A 14,897-nucleotide genomic window follows, 5' to 3' on the forward strand; every position below is an offset into this window, starting at 1 on the left:
CACCGAAAAAAGATGCGGATAAAGACAGCAAAAAATAAACCCTTCTTTACCCGATAAAAGGCCGTCTGAAAACTTTCCCATTTTCAGACGGCCTATAAACACCTCTCCCTACTCCAAGGCAAGAACAAACATGAACATTTCCAGACTCATCTTCCCTATCCTGACCGGCCTATTCCTCCTAAACTCCCCAGTATCATCGGCAGCCAAACCCGAACAAGCCTCTGAAATGTACATTGCCAACAAAATTATCGGTGAAAACCTACACGGTTTCTGGGGCAATGCAGTCGAAAACGAAGAAGGTGCTCTTATTAACACAACTATCTTTAACCCCGACAACACTGGCACAGACATCGCCATAATGAGTTTCAAAGCCACCAACAAAATCTTCACCATCAGACAGGACTTTAATTGGACATTTGACGAGAAAAAACAAGAAATCCACCAAACCGTAACTGACTATAAAACCTCCATCAACGGCAAAGAAGAACAAAACAAACAAAAAATAGGTGAAAAAAGTACCATAAAAGCCAGAATCCTCATGATCAAAGGCCTGCCCGGCATGTTGGAATTGACTGACAAAGCCAGTGGCAACCAAACCAGCTACTTTAAACAAGATCCGGATAAAATACTCAACCATCTTGAAAACAGCAAAAAAACACGCCCATAATCTCAAGGCCGTCTGAAAACTTCCCTCACTTTTCAGACGGCCTTCCCACTAAATACTGCGGAAACAAAACACCATGGCAAAAGCCCCAAAAACCATCTACCAATGCTCCGAATGCGGCGGTACTTCCCCGAAATGGCAGGGTAAATGCCCGCATTGCGGCGAGTGGAACACGCTTCAAGAAAGCCTGGCCGCGCCCGAACCGAAAAATGCCCGCTTCCAATCTTGGGCGGCGGACACTTCGACCGTCCAGTCCCTCTCCGCCGTTACCGCCACCGAAGTGCCGCGCAATCCGACCGGCATGGGCGAACTCGACCGCGTATTGGGCGGCGGTTTGGTCGATGGTGCGGTCATCCTGCTCGGCGGCGACCCCGGCATTGGTAAATCCACATTACTGTTGCAAACCATCGCCAAAATGGCGCAAAGCCGTAAAGTGCTGTACGTTTCCGGCGAGGAATCTGCCCAACAGGTCGCCCTGCGCGCACAACGTTTGGAACTGCCCACCGAAGGCGTGAACCTGCTTGCCGAAATCCGCATGGAAGCCATTCAGACGGCCTTGAAACAGCATCAGCCCGAAGTCGTGGTCATCGACTCCATCCAAACCATGTATTCCGACCAAATCACTTCCGCCCCCGGCTCCGTGTCGCAGGTGCGCGAATGCGCCGCCCAACTGACGCGTATGGCGAAACAAATGGGCATCGCCATGATACTGGTCGGACACGTTACCAAAGACGGCGCGATTGCCGGCCCGCGCGTGCTGGAACACATGGTTGATACCGTGCTGTATTTCGAGGGCGACCAGCATTCCAACTACCGCATGATCCGCGCCATCAAAAACCGCTTCGGCGCAGCAAACGAACTGGGCGTGTTCGCCATGACCGAAAACGGTTTGAAAGGCGTGTCCAACCCGTCCGCCATCTTTCTCGCCAGCTACCGTGACGACACCCCGGGTTCGTGCGTTTTGGTCACGCAGGAAGGCAGCCGCCCGCTTCTGGTCGAAATTCAGGCATTGGTCGATGACGCACACGGCTTTACCCCCAAACGCCTCACCGTCGGCCTCGAACAAAACCGCCTCGCCATGTTGCTCGCCGTCCTCAACCGCCACGGCGGCATTGCCTGCTTTGACCAAGACGTGTTCCTAAACGCTGTCGGCGGCGTCAAAATCGGCGAACCCGCCGCCGACCTCGCCGTCATCCTCGCTATGCTCTCCAGCTTCCGCAACCGCCCTATGCCCGAAAAAACCGTTGTATTCGGCGAAATCGGCCTAAGCGGCGAAGTTCGTCCTGTCGCACGCGGACAAGAGCGGCTCAAAGAAGCGGAAAAACTCGGCTTCAAACGCGCCATCGTCCCCAAAGCCAATATGCCGCGCAATGCCAAAGAGTTTCCAAACCTGAAAATCTACGGCGTCAGCAGTTTGCAGGAAGCGATTGACGTCTGTCGTGACGGGGACTAAACCGTTTTGATAATCCGATTTAAAAAACAATCATCTACAAGGCCGTCTGAAAGTTTTCAGACGGCCTCTCTTTAAATTTAAATAATTTTGTTATATTATAACGAACGACTTTATTCTATCTTTTCTACACATCGAAAATCGGAGAGGAATCATGAAAAAAACCGCTTTGCTTATCGCATCCGCCTTCCTGTTCAGCACTGCCGCACACGCCCATCGCGTTTGGGTTGAAACCGCCCACACACATGGCGGCGAATACCTTGAAGCCGAATTGGGCTACGGCGAATTCCCGGAGCTCGAGCCCATCGCCAAAGACCGCCTGCACATTTTCAGCAAACCCATGCAACTGGTGACTGAAAAAGGTAAAGAAAACATGATTCAAAAAGGCACATACAATTACCAATACCGCAGCAAACTGCCGGTCAAAGACGGCAGCTATTTGGTAACCGCCGAATACCAACCGACTTTCTGGTCTAAAAACAGCGCAGGCTGGAAACAGGCAAGCATCAAAGAAATGTCTGATGCCAGCTATTGCGAACAAACCCGTATGTTCGGTAAAAACATCGTCAATGTCGGCCACGAAAGCGCAGATACCGCCATCATCACCAAACAAGTCGGCCAACATTTGGAAATCGTACCTTTGGACAACCCTGCCAACGTCCACGTCGGCGAACGCTTCAAAGTCCGCGTCCTCTTCAATGGCGAGCCGCTGCCTAACGCCACCGTTACCGCCACATTTGACGGCTTCGACACCAGCGACCGCAGCAAAACCCATAAAACCGAAGCCCAAGCCTTCTCCGATACTACCGATGACAAAGGCGAAGTCAGCATCATTCCATTGCGCCAAGGTTTCTGGAAAACCAGCGTAGAACACAAAGCCGATTTCCCCGATCAAAGCGTGTGCCAAAAACAGGCGAACTACACTACTTTAACTTTCCAAATCGGTCATTCACATCATTGATTTTTCCATAACAAAAGGCCGTCTGAATAGTTCAGACGGCCTTTATTCATCCTATTTAAGGACGATGCGGCGCAAACCGCCATTGTCCCAATTCCAAATTCAAATCAAACAGATTCAGACGGCCTATTGCCACGCGGACCAAGCGTAAACATGGAAAGCCTGCTTTCGCCGTCATCCTTCGCACTTGGCGGTTTTTCCCTTCCGAAATTTTAATCTCCACCCAAAAATCAGGCACGGACTTACGCACACGAATCGGCGGCACGCGCGGCCATAAAACATCCGCTTCGCCTTCTTCCAATACCCTGACCTCAGCCGGACGAGTGACAAAATCGCCCAAATCTACGCCACGGCGCAACAAATCCAATTTGGCTTCATCAGGAGAACCCTCCACCTGCGCCCAATAAGTTTTGACCTGCTTAAATTTCGGGTCGGCAATCTGCGCCTGCAAACGGCCATTATTGGTCAATAGCAGCAAACCCTCGCTGTCCGTATCCAAACGTCCGGCCGGATAAAATCCCGGTTTCTCGACAAAATCCTTAAGGCACGGATGTTTTTCATGTGCAGAAAACTGGCAAATCACGCCATAAGGCTTGTTTAGGATAATCAAATCGTTCATTTTACACTTTCAGACGGCCTTAGATTCCAAACGGTCCCGGATAATAAAAAAGACACCGTATAAACGGTGTCTTTCATATTTGGCGGAGTAAGAGGGATTCGAACCCTCGATGCAGGTTGACCCCACATGCTTCCTTAGCAGGGAAGTGCCTTCAGCCTCTCAGCCATTACTCCTAAGGAAGACCGCAATATACGCCCTCTGCCCTCCTTCGTCAAGCATTAGCGCCCCAAACTTTCTTAACACCATGAAATCATTTAAATAAAAATATAATATTTTTTGCATCATCCTATTTTTATACGGCTTTCATATATGTTAAAATGATTTTGTTTTCTGTAAACCTTTTTTCACACCCCTTATTATAAAGGAGTCCGTATGTTACGTTTTTCTGCTTTGGTTGCCGTATCCGCCCTGATGCTTGCCGCTTGCTCACAATCCGGCAATTCCCAACCATCTACCTCCTCCTCTCAAACTTCTACTCAAAAAACAACTGCCGCCGGTTCTGCCTGCCGCAGCATGGGTGAAGGACATAAAGTCAATGGCAAAGGTCAAAACGATATTTATATGTGTAAAGTCGATGTAGCTTTGAACTCTGCCGAAGCCAAATCCGCTTTGGATTCTAGCATCCGCGTTCACTACGGCAGCACATCCGGCGCGACTTTGACTTCCCGTCAAATCTCCAACTCAGTCGGCAAAACCCCTGATGAAACCTGCCAACGCGCATTCCTGAGCGCAGTTAAACGTTTCCAAAGCACTGCGCATCGCAAAAAAGCCAAATCCGTTCATTTGGTTAGCTACTTTGACAAAGTAACCAAAGGCGGTAACGAGTACGAATGCCACATCGCTACATTCAACAGCCGTGTGGTTTTGAAAGGCAGCTTCCACTAAGCAATGTCAAAAATGCCGGACTTCAAGATGAAGTTTGGCATTTTTCTATTTTATGGATACGACACCCCTTCAATGCCTGCTGGCCGATCCGTCTTTTGCCGCCTGCTACGACCATGCCTCTCTAAACACAGCCGATTCCCAACGTTTGGCTGCCACGCCGCAACTGGAGCAGCGTCAGGACTGGCAAGTCAGCCGCGCATTAAAACAGCAAACCGATTTACCAACTGTATCACTGAGCCACAGCCAAGGCTTTGCCGCTTTATTGTGTGCGCCTCATCCCTTAACAGCCGGTATCGATATCGAATTTATCCGCCCGCGTGATTTCAAAGCGCTGTCGGCTTTGGTCTGCACGCAGGAAGAACAAGACTTTTTGGAAACGGCAAACTGGCCGTCTGAAACGTTTTACCGATTGTGGTGTTTCAAGGAAGCCTTGATTAAAGCGGCGAATTTGGATTTCCCGTCAGACATGAAATCGGTCGGCTATGTTTTCGATTCAGGACAACCCGTCGGTTTACGTGCTGGAAAGCAAACCGATTGGCACGGCACAAGCGCGATTTTGGCGGATACGATGGCACTTTCCTGCGTTTGGCAGGGAAAAGCCTTCGCCCTGCAATGGCAGTTTTTTGGTTCACTCCAACCCAATGATTTAACCGACCCGCAAACCATCTAATAACTGACAAAATAATAATAATCTGATTTAATTTACTGTACTTTTACTGATTCCACACACCAACAGCAGCATTTGCAAAAGGCCGTCTGAACGATGAATCTTCGCCTCCTAAACCGCCTCTATACTGCCCTTATCCTGTTTCTTACCCTGTTTTTGGTTTATGCCTTTGCTTCACAAGCGCGTATCCAAACCGATTTGACTGCACTGTTGCCAAGCGAGCAGCAACCCGATGCCTTACTGACGGCCGCGGATAAAGCCGCAGAAGCACAGCTCAATTCGCAAGTCATTTTGCTTGCCGGCAGTACCGATGCCGAAACCGCTTTTCAGACGGCCTCACAAATTGCCGACGCATGGCGCAAGAGCGGCGTATTTGAACAAGTCGACAGCAGCATGACGCCGAATTTGGACAAAGTGCGGGCGGATATGCAGAAACTGGGCTTGGCCGTTTTACCGCAAAACGAAATCCGCCTGCTGTTTGAGCAGCCGCAAGCCTATTTTCAAGCGCGTGCAGAAGCCGCGGCCAATCCGTTTGCCGCCCCCTCCCCTTTGTCTTTAGAACAAGATTGGCTGGGCTTTGGACGCTTTGTTGCCGACAAAGCCAATCCGCAAAGCCGTTTGCAGTGGGACATGGACAACGGCATGCTGTTTGCCGAAGACCAAGGCAAAACTTGGGTATTTTTACGCGGACGGCTCGCCGGCGGCGATCAATTTTCCGGCAACGATGCTCTCTTACCGCTGATGGCTCAAAGCCGTCAAATCGCTTCGGAAAACGGCGCGGAAACCTTAAGCGCAGGTGGCGCATTGTTCGCCGCCGTATCCAAAGCAGCCGCAGAAAAAGAAAGTCGGCTGATGAGCATGGTCGGATTGGGGCTGACCTTTGCGCTACTGTTGTGGGTCTTCCGCAGCGGCCGCGTATTTTTACTGTCCTTGCCACTGGCAGCCGGTATGTTGACCGGATTGGCAGTCGCTTTATTGGTATTCGGCGAAGTGCATATCCTGACCATCGTCATCGGCACCAGCCTGGTGGGTATGTTGGTGGATTTCCCGTTGCACTGGCTTGCTCCGTCAGTATTCGGGCCGTCTGAAAAGACAGTTTGGCAGGCTGAATCGGCAATAAAACATGTCTTACCGAGCTTTGCCGTCAGCCTGACGATTACCGTCTTGGGCTACGCGCTGCTGTGGTTTACCCCTTTGCCTGTATTACGCCAAACTGCCGTATTTTCAGGCTTTGCCTTATTTGGCGCGTTTGGTGCCACCGTTTTATGGCTGCCGCCGCTGTTTCGCCGCTACCGTGCCAAAACCGTGCCTTTTGCCGCATTAACCGAAAAGCTCTATTCCTTGTCAGGCCGTCTGAAAAACCGCCTGCACAAACGCGGCTGGTTAATCGTGGGCGGAATTTTGCTGGCAGTCGGATTGTGGCGCAGCGACTGGCGTGACGACATCCGTCAATGGGTCAATATGCCGACCGCGATGTTGACAGAAGTACAACAAATCGGCCGGTTGAGCGGCACAGATTTTGGCGGCAAATATTTGGTGGCCGAAGCACAAAGCGAAGATGCCCTGTTGAAGAAAACCGCCGAACTCGGCCACGCCCTGCAGCCCTTAATCGCGCAAGGCAAACTTTCCGGCATCCAATCGCCCGACCAATTCATCCTGCCGACAACGGAGCAGCAAAAACTGCAAAACCGCCTACGCGAATTGACCAAGTTGCCTGATAGCTGGAAACCGCTCACAGAAATCGGTATTCCGCGCAAAACCGTGCGCGATGCCCTGCTTCAAGCCGCCGATATGCAACCATTGTCGCTTTCAGACGGCCTGAATACCGATTTGGCAGAAGCTTGGCGTTCCTTGTATTTGGGCGAAGTGGAAGCAGGCCGTTTTGCTGCCGTCGTGCGTTTGAACGGCATGACCGATGAAGCCGCCGTACGCGCCGCAGTGCAACACGTCTCCGGCATACATTGGGCAGACAAACGCGCCCACTTAAACGAGCTTTTCCACCACACGCGCAATCAGGCCGCATGGTTGAAACTGGCTTCCTATGCCTTGGCATGGCTGCTTTTGTGGAAAATGTTCGGTTTCAAACGCGGCAGCAAAATCCTTGCCGTGCCGCTGGCCGCCGCCATCTGCACCGTTGCCGTACTCGGTTTGGCCGGCATTCCCGTCAGCCTGTTTGCCATGTTCGGCCTGCTTTTAGTGTCCGCCATCGGCGTGGACTATGCCGTCTATGCCGCCACCGCACACCACAGCGCGCCGGCAAAATTAGGCGGTATGCTGCTTGCCGCCGCGACGACTGCCATTTCCTTTGCCCTGCTCGCCATCAGCAGCACGCCCGCCGTTGCCGCATTTGGCATGACGGTTACCATCGGCGTGGCATTCAATATTTGGCTGGCAGGCACATTGCTGAAAAATTAGACAAAAAATAAAGACGATTAAATTAAGGCGATATTTTGTTTCAACTTCTATCGTCACGTTGTAAGAGGCCGTCTGAAAAACTTCAGACGCTGGTTTAAACATTATTTATCATTAAAATCAAAGGTATTTTCAAATGTCCGTAGAATTTGACGTTGCCGTTATCGGCGCAGGTCCTTCAGGTTCGGTTGCTTCCGCTTTGCTGAACAAACAAGGCTTTAAAGTTTGCGTATTGGAAAAACAACATTTCCCGCGCTTTGTCATCGGCGAAAGCCTGTTGCCGCATTGCATGGAAATGTTGGAAGAAGCCGGTTTTGCCGACGCAGTGCATGCCGAGCCCAGCTTTCAATTTAAAGACGGTGCTGCGTTTTCATGGGGCAGCCGTTACACAGATTTCAACTTTACTGAAAAATTTTCAGACGGCCCCGGTACTATTTATCAAGTGCGCCGCGGCATCTTCGACAAAATCCTGATTGATGAAGCGGCAAAACAAGGTGTCGATGTCCGCTTCGGACATGGCGTAACCGCGTTTGACAACAGCGGCGATGTGGCACGCTTGAGCGTTGCGACCGATACAGGCGAAAACTATGAGCTGACTGCCAAATTCGTTTTGGATGCCAGCGGTTACGGCCGCGTCCTGCCCCGCCTTTTGGACTTGGAAAGCCCGTCCGAGCTACCTCCGCGCCAAGCCCACTTCACGCATATCGACGACAACATCACCAGCCCGAAATTCGACCGCAACAAAATCCTGATCAACACGCATCTGGAACATCGCGATGTCTGGATTTGGCTGATTCCTTTCGGCGACAACCGCTGCTCCATCGGCGTTGTCGGCACGCCCGACAAACTGGCCGGCGAATCAGAAGCCGTGTTGAAAAAATTTGTGTACGAATGCCCGATGCTGGCGGAAATTTTGGATAAAGCCGTTTGGGAAAACGACTTCCCGTTCCGCTCTATCCAAGGCTACTCCGCCAACGTGAAAACCTTGTACGGCAAACATTTCGCCCTTTTGGGCAACGCCGCCGAATTCCTCGACCCCGTCTTCTCCTCCGGTGTAACCATTGCCCTGCACTCTGCCAAACTGGCTGCCGACTTGTTGGCCAAACAACTCAAAGGCGAAGCCGTCGATTGGCAAACCGAATTTGCCGACCAACTGATGATCGGCGTGAACGCGTTCCGCACTTATGTAAACGGTTGGTACGATTTCCGCTTTCAAAACGCCATCTACGCACCCAACCGCAGCCCTGAAATCAGCCGCATGATTTCGTCTATTTTGGCAGGCTATGCTTGGGATACGAACAATCCATTCGTGGAAAAATCCGAGCAACGCTTGTCCACGCTTGCCGCATTGGTGGGTGATTTGAAGGTAGAATAAGGACAAATGCCTTTCAGACGGCCGCGCCTAAAAACAGAACAGGCCGTCTGAAAATCTACCCTCATCATTAAATATTTTGACCGATAGATAAAACCTTATGCGATTTATCCCTTTGCTTGCCGCACTGCTGCTTTCCGCATGCGCGACCTCGCTCCCCCATCCGCAAACGCTGCCGCCGCTTTCCAAAGAAGGCCAATGGTTCAAACTCGAGCAGACCAATGCGGCGGGGCAAACCGTTCAAACCAATCTCTTGGCAGTCGAGCCTCATTCAGACGGCATCCGCTTTGTCCAAACCGATGCACTGGGTGCGCCGGTATCGCGTCAATCGGTCAGCACCAAAGGTTGGAAAAATGACGGCTTTGTGATGCCTAATGCCACTTCGCGCCGACTGTTTGCCGCCCTGTTGCCGCTTTTGGCCGCCGAACACGCCGCCACGCTTTACCCTGAAGCCCGCCAACAAAACGCCACCCATCAAGGCTTCTGCCCTGACGGCAAAGGCGCAGTGTTCAGCTACCGCGAGCGTGATTTATGGTGTGTCGCCCACCATTCCGAACAATTCCTCATCGGCTTCCCCGACCAAACTTTCTGGACGGTCAGCCCGATTGCAGAAGACTAATTCATGAATACTCCTGTTTATCTCAGCCGTCCGGCACTGACCAGCGCATTGGGCAGCGGCTTACAAGTTCATGCCGATGCCTTACTCACGCCGTCTGAAAACACGCCCCTGACTTTTTCAGACCAATGGGTAAAAGGCAAAACACATGCTTTCGGTGCGGTCAAAGAAACCCTGATGCCTCTGCCCGACAGCATCCCCGAAGCACACCGCAGTCGCAACAACCAGCTTATCCTGCACGCGCTTTCGCAAATAGACGGACTGATTCAGACGGCCATTACCCGTTACGGCAAAGAAAGGGTCGCTGTCGTTACCGGTACGTCCACCAGTGGCGCTGACGAAAATATCCCTTTGTTCCAACACGTTGTCCAAGGCGGTGAATGGACGGATGTTCCGTTCAAGCAGCTGCAACACACCATGGCTTCGCCCTCCGAATTTATCGCCCAAGTTTACGGCCTGGACGGCTTGCGCTATACCGTCTCCACCGCCTGCACTTCCGGCGCACGCGCCCTCATCAGCGCAGCCCGGTTGCTTCGTGCCGGATTATGTGATGCTGTAATTTGCGGTGGCGCGGATACGCTTTCTCCGCTGACGATTAATGGTTTTGCCTCTTTGGAAGTGCTTTCAGACGGCATCGCCAAACCTTTTTCCGCCAACCGCAACGGCATCAATATCGGCGAAGCGGCTGCATTTTTCGTGATGACGCGCGATGCCGATTTTGACGGCGAAATGCAGTTGCTGGGCTACGGTGCAAGCAGCGATGCCTACCATATGTCTTCTCCCCGCCCCGACGGTTTGGGTGCAGCCCAATCTTTTCAGGCCGCTTTGGATAAAGCCGGTTTGAAAGCGGAAGACATCGGCTGGATCAATCTGCACGGCACCGGCACGCAACACAACGACAGCATGGAAAGCCGGGCCGTTGCCGAAGTCTTTGGCAGCCGCACCCTTTGTACCTCAACCAAGCCGTCCACCGGTCATACTTTGGGCGCAGCCGGTGCGATCGAAGCCGCGTTTGCCTGGTTGATGGTCAACCGCCAATACAATCCGGAAGGCAAACTGCCGCCCCAGCAATGGGACAACGTACCCGATTCCGAGCTGCCCAACATCGTTTTGACCGACGGCAACAGCCGCTGGCCGTCTGAAAAACGCATTGCCGCCAGCTCGTCTTTTGCCTTCGGCGGCAGCAATGCCGTTTTGATTATCGGATAAGTCCTTATATTTAGGCTGTCTTTTCAGACGGCCTTTTTCTTTTCCGCAACTTAAAAAACAATAACATCAAAACAACAACCAAATCCGCCGAAATATGCCATAATAGGCTTAGCACATTTCATCTCGCGATGTGCCCGAAAAGAAAAACTTAACCTACATAGAGAATGAACCCATGACTAAATCCACCATTATCTATACCTACACCGACGAAGCTCCTGCATTGGCCACCCAATCCCTGTTGCCGATTGTGCAGGCGTTTACCCGCCACGCCGATATTGATGTCAAAACCAGCGACATTTCTCTCTCCGGCCGTATTTTGGCGGCGTTCCCCGAATACCTGACCGAAGCGCAACGCGTACCTGATGCGCTTGCCGAATTGGGCGAACTGGTGAAACAACCCGATGCAAACGTAATCAAACTGCCGAACATCAGCGCGTCCGTACCGCAACTGACTGCCGCGATTAAAGAATTGCAGTCTAAAGGCTTTGCCGTTCCCGACTATCCTGCCGACCCGCAAACCGATGAAGAAAAAGCCGTACGCGAACGTTACGACCGCATCAAAGGCAGCGCGGTAAACCCTGTCCTGCGCGAGGGCAACTCCGACCGCCGCGCCCCGAAAGCAGTGAAAAACTTTGCAAAAAAACATCCGCACAGCATGGGCGCATGGACGAAAGACTCCAAAACCCACGTTGCCACCATGCAAAGCGGCGACTTTTTCCATAACGAACAATCCGTTACCGTACCCGATGCGACTTCCGTATCCATCGTGTTCACCGACAAACAAGGCAACAAAAAAGAGCTGCGCGAGCCCGTCGCCCTGAAAGCCGGCGAAATCATCGACGCAACCGTGATGAGCAAAAAAGCCCTGCTCGCCTTCCTTGCCGAGCAAGTAAAAGACGCAAAAGCAAAAGGCGTCTTGTTCTCGCTGCACATGAAAGCCACCATGATGAAAGTGTCCGACCCGATTATCTTCGGACACGCCGTCAAAGTATTCTTCGCGCCTGTATTTGAAAAATTCGGCGACAAACTGGCTGCCGCAGGCGTCAACGTCAACAACGGCTTCGGCAACCTGCTTGCCAATCTGGACAAACTGGATGCGGACACCCGCGCTGCCGTTGAAGCCGAAATCGCCGCCGTTTACGCCGCCAACCCCGATTTGGCGATGGTCGATTCCGACAAAGGCATCACCAACCTGCACGTTCCTAGCGACGTCATCGTTGATGCCTCTATGCCTGCGATGATTCGTAACTCCGGTCGTATGTGGGACAAAGACGGCAAAGCGCAAGACACCAAAGCCGTCATTCCCGACAGCAGCTACGCAGGCGTTTATCAAGCAACCATCGACTTCTGCCGCGAACACGGCGCATTTGACCCGACAACCATGGGTACCGTGCCCAACGTCGGCCTGATGGCACAAGCAGCCGAAGAATATGGTTCACACAACAAAACTTTCGAAATCGAAGCCGACGGCCAAGTTCAAGTCATTGATGCGGCGGGCAATGTCCTGATGCAACACGACGTTGAAGCCGGCGACATCTGGCGTATGTGCCAAACCAAAGACGCGCCCGTCAAAGACTGGGTACAACTCGCCGTCAACCGCGCCCGTCTGAGCAACACGCCCGCCGTGTTCTGGCTCGACGAAAACCGTCCGCACGACAAGAGCCTGCTCGCCAAAGTTAAAGCCTACCTTGCCGAACTGGATACCGACGGCCTCGACATCCGCGTCCTTGCTCCTGAAGAAGCCGCTAAATTCAGCTTGGGCCGTCTGAAAAACGGCGAAGACACCATTTCCGTAACCGGTAACGTCCTGCGCGACTACCTGACCGACTTATTCCCGATTCTGGAACTCGGCACCAGCGCGAAAATGCTGTCCATCGTTCCATTGATGAATGGCGGCGGTATGTTTGAAACCGGCGCTGGCGGCTCCGCACCGAAACACGTCCAACAATTCCTCGAAGAAAACCACTTGCGTTGGGACTCTTTGGGCGAATTCCTCGCACTCGCCGTATCGTTTGAACATCTGGCGCAAAAAACTGGCAACGCCAAAGCCCAAGTCCTCGCCGACACTTTGGATGCAGCCACCGAAAAACTGCTGTTGAACGACAAATCGCCTAAACGCAAAGCAGGCGAACTCGACAACCGCGGCAGCCATTTCTACCTCACCCTCTACTGGGCGCAAGAATTGGCGGCGCAAGACAAAGATGCAGAACTGAAAGCCACATTTGCGCCGTTGGCAGCCGCTTTGACTGCCGACGAAGCCAAAATCGTTGAAGAACTCTCTGCCGTACAAGGCAAAGCGGTCGACATCGGCGGCTACTACGCAGCCAATCCTGAAAAAGCCGCGCAAGCGATGCGTCCGAGCGCAACCTTTAATCAGGCATTGTCAGCCTTATAATTAAAGCAATAAAAGGCCGTCTGAACTTTCAGACGGCCTCAGACCTTATGGAAGCACAATGAAAAAAACCTTTCTTTCTCTTACTCTCCTCATCAGCGCTCCAGCTTTGTGGGCATTTTCCCCTGCCGAATTGGCACAAACCCTGCAAAAACCGCAAAACGTGCAAGGCAATTTTGTCCAACAACGCCAGCTCAAATCCCTCAGCAAACCCATGACCACCAGCGGCAGCTTTACCCTTGTCCCACAAAAAGGCCTGCTCTGGAAAATGCAAAAACCATTTGAAACCACCCTGCGCGTGCGTTCAGACGGCATCATGCAATGGAACGGCAACCAATGGGTCAACCCCAATGCCAGCAAGCTCAACGGCCAAAGCCGCCAAATCAAACTCTTCCTCGACCTTTTGGGCGGCAATACCCAAGGTTTGGAAAAACAATTTGATTTGAAATTAAACGGCAACGAAAAAAAATGGACGTTGACCCTGACTCCGAAAACCGCCATTACCCGCCAAATCTTCAACCGTATCGAAATCAACGGCGATACGCTGGTGCGTAAAATCGAATTGGATGAAAAGCAAGGCGACAAAACCACCATGCAGTTCAACCAAATCCAAACCGATAAAGCTCTGGACAGCTTCAGCCGTACCGCCCTCTAAATTGTCTATCCCAACAAAAGGCCGTCTGAAAATAGATTTCAGACGGCTTTTTATATTAATCGGCTGAAGGCTGCTGCCCTTTTCGTTCCGCCTTTCTGGCTTCGCGTATGGCTTTAAGTTCGGCCTCTTTCTGTCTGGCTTTTTTCAGCCAAGCTTCCCATTGGTTTGGCGTTTCCAGCGTGATTCTGCCGATTTTTCCTTCGCGGAAATCGGTCAGGATATTTTCAGCGGCCTTTTGATAGTTGACCCGTCCGCCGCTCAAAACCGCACCGCGTTTTTTGGCAATCCACTCCAACCAAGAAGTATCGTCCCAATGGCTGCTTGGATCTTTGTCAGCTTGATAGCGCTCTTGCAACAGGGCCAGATAATGGCGGCGAAGGTAATCCAAAAGCTCAAGCGCCACTTCTTCTTCATCCAGCGCGTTGCGTCCGACTGCACCGCCGGCTGCAAGGTTATAGCCGCCTTCTTCAACGATAATTTTTGGCCACAACATACCGGGGGTATCGTAAAGCCAGAAATCGTCGGCAAGGAAAAGGCGTTGTTCGGCTTTGGTAATACCAGGTTCGTTACCGGTTTTGGCAGATTTTTTGCCGATCATGCCGTTAATCAAGGTGGATTTGCCGACGTTGGGAATACCGCAAATCAGGACACGCAACGGCTTCTCGATACCTTGGCGATGCGGAATCATCGCGCGGCAGGCTTGGGTAATTTTGACATGCGCGCCGGTTTCGGAAGAATCCAGCGCAATGGCGCGGGTATCTTGGCGGCTGTTGTAGTGTTCGAGCCAAACTTTGGTACGCTCGGGATCGGCAAGATCTTGCTTGTTTAAGATTTTGAGTTTGGGCTTGCCTTTAGACAACTGGGCAAGCAAGGGGTTTTCGCTGGAAGCAGGCATACGCGCGTCCAACATCTCAATCACCATATCAACGCTTTTAATGCGTTCGGCAATGGCTTTTTTTGCCTTGTTCATGTGGCCGGGAAACCATTGGATAGCCATG

Annotated in this window: 13 protein-coding genes and 1 tRNA gene; 11 read left to right on the forward strand and 3 right to left on the reverse strand. The window is 52.0% G+C overall.

Annotated elements, in window-relative coordinates:
• Positions 1 to 130: 130 nt before the first annotated feature.
• From HMPREF2596_RS08225 to HMPREF2596_RS08235, 3 genes are all read left to right on the forward strand, one after another.
• Positions 131 to 667 carry a hypothetical protein gene (locus tag HMPREF2596_RS08225; RefSeq protein ID WP_070850684.1) on the forward strand — a complete coding sequence of 179 codons (537 nt, stop codon included), beginning with the start codon at positions 131 to 133 and terminating at the stop codon, positions 665 to 667.
• 73 nt (positions 668 to 740) lie between these two features.
• A complete protein-coding gene (radA, locus tag HMPREF2596_RS08230; protein ID WP_049322871.1) occupies positions 741 to 2,117 on the forward strand; it encodes a DNA repair protein RadA in 1,377 nt (458 codons plus the stop codon).
• A 151-nt stretch (positions 2,118 to 2,268) separates the two neighbouring features.
• Positions 2,269 to 3,075 (forward strand): DUF4198 domain-containing protein, encoded by an 807-nt coding sequence (locus HMPREF2596_RS08235; RefSeq protein WP_070850685.1) that lies wholly within the window; start codon positions 2,269 to 2,271, stop codon positions 3,073 to 3,075.
• A 55-nt stretch (positions 3,076 to 3,130) separates the two neighbouring features.
• On the opposite strand, the gene HMPREF2596_RS08240 is transcribed toward HMPREF2596_RS08235, so the two are convergent.
• Positions 3,131 to 3,691: a pseudouridine synthase gene (locus tag HMPREF2596_RS08240; protein ID WP_003747348.1), complete on the reverse strand. Its 561-nt coding sequence runs from the start codon at positions 3,689 to 3,691 to the stop codon at positions 3,131 to 3,133.
• An 80-nt stretch (positions 3,692 to 3,771) separates the two neighbouring features.
• Positions 3,772 to 3,864 (reverse strand) — tRNA-Ser (locus HMPREF2596_RS08245).
• Between the two features lie 199 nt (positions 3,865 to 4,063).
• Between HMPREF2596_RS08245 and HMPREF2596_RS08250 the strand changes: the two genes are divergently transcribed.
• The 8 genes from HMPREF2596_RS08250 to HMPREF2596_RS08285 all read left to right on the forward strand — a co-directional run bounded on the left by HMPREF2596_RS08250 (position 4,064) and on the right by HMPREF2596_RS08285 (position 13,899).
• On the forward strand, positions 4,064 to 4,576 hold the full coding sequence (locus HMPREF2596_RS08250; RefSeq protein WP_283140413.1) for a hypothetical protein: 513 nt from the start codon (positions 4,064 to 4,066) through the stop codon (positions 4,574 to 4,576).
• A gap of 52 nt (positions 4,577 to 4,628) precedes the next feature.
• On the forward strand, positions 4,629 to 5,246 hold the full coding sequence (locus HMPREF2596_RS08255) for a 4'-phosphopantetheinyl transferase family protein (protein WP_070850686.1): 618 nt from the start codon (positions 4,629 to 4,631) through the stop codon (positions 5,244 to 5,246).
• Between the two features lie 93 nt (positions 5,247 to 5,339).
• Complete coding sequence (locus tag HMPREF2596_RS08260; protein WP_070850687.1) at positions 5,340 to 7,658, forward strand: MMPL family transporter; 2,319 nt, start codon at positions 5,340 to 5,342, stop codon at positions 7,656 to 7,658.
• Between the two features lie 133 nt (positions 7,659 to 7,791).
• Entirely contained in the window at positions 7,792 to 9,030 is a 1,239-nt protein-coding gene (locus HMPREF2596_RS08265; protein WP_070850688.1) for an NAD(P)/FAD-dependent oxidoreductase, read from the forward strand.
• A gap of 97 nt (positions 9,031 to 9,127) precedes the next feature.
• Entirely contained in the window at positions 9,128 to 9,646 is a 519-nt protein-coding gene (locus HMPREF2596_RS08270) for a hypothetical protein (protein WP_070850689.1), read from the forward strand.
• Positions 9,647 to 9,649: 3 nt separating this feature from the next.
• Positions 9,650 to 10,852: a beta-ketoacyl-ACP synthase gene (locus HMPREF2596_RS08275; protein WP_070850690.1), complete on the forward strand. Its 1,203-nt coding sequence runs from the start codon at positions 9,650 to 9,652 to the stop codon at positions 10,850 to 10,852.
• Between the two features lie 172 nt (positions 10,853 to 11,024).
• On the forward strand, positions 11,025 to 13,247 hold the full coding sequence (locus HMPREF2596_RS08280; protein ID WP_070850691.1) for an NADP-dependent isocitrate dehydrogenase: 2,223 nt from the start codon (positions 11,025 to 11,027) through the stop codon (positions 13,245 to 13,247).
• A 58-nt stretch (positions 13,248 to 13,305) separates the two neighbouring features.
• A complete protein-coding gene (locus tag HMPREF2596_RS08285) occupies positions 13,306 to 13,899 on the forward strand; it encodes a LolA family protein (RefSeq protein ID WP_070850692.1) in 594 nt (197 codons plus the stop codon).
• Positions 13,900 to 13,954: 55 nt separating this feature from the next.
• On the opposite strand, the gene ylqF is transcribed toward HMPREF2596_RS08285, so the two are convergent.
• Complete coding sequence (ylqF, locus tag HMPREF2596_RS08290; protein WP_070850693.1) at positions 13,955 to 14,896, reverse strand: ribosome biogenesis GTPase YlqF; 942 nt, start codon at positions 14,894 to 14,896, stop codon at positions 13,955 to 13,957.
• Between the last annotated feature and the right edge of the window lies 1 nt (position 14,897).

Source organism: Neisseria sp. HMSC078C12 (assembly GCF_001838065.1).
In the GTDB taxonomy this organism is placed as follows: domain Bacteria; phylum Pseudomonadota; class Gammaproteobacteria; order Burkholderiales; family Neisseriaceae; genus Neisseria.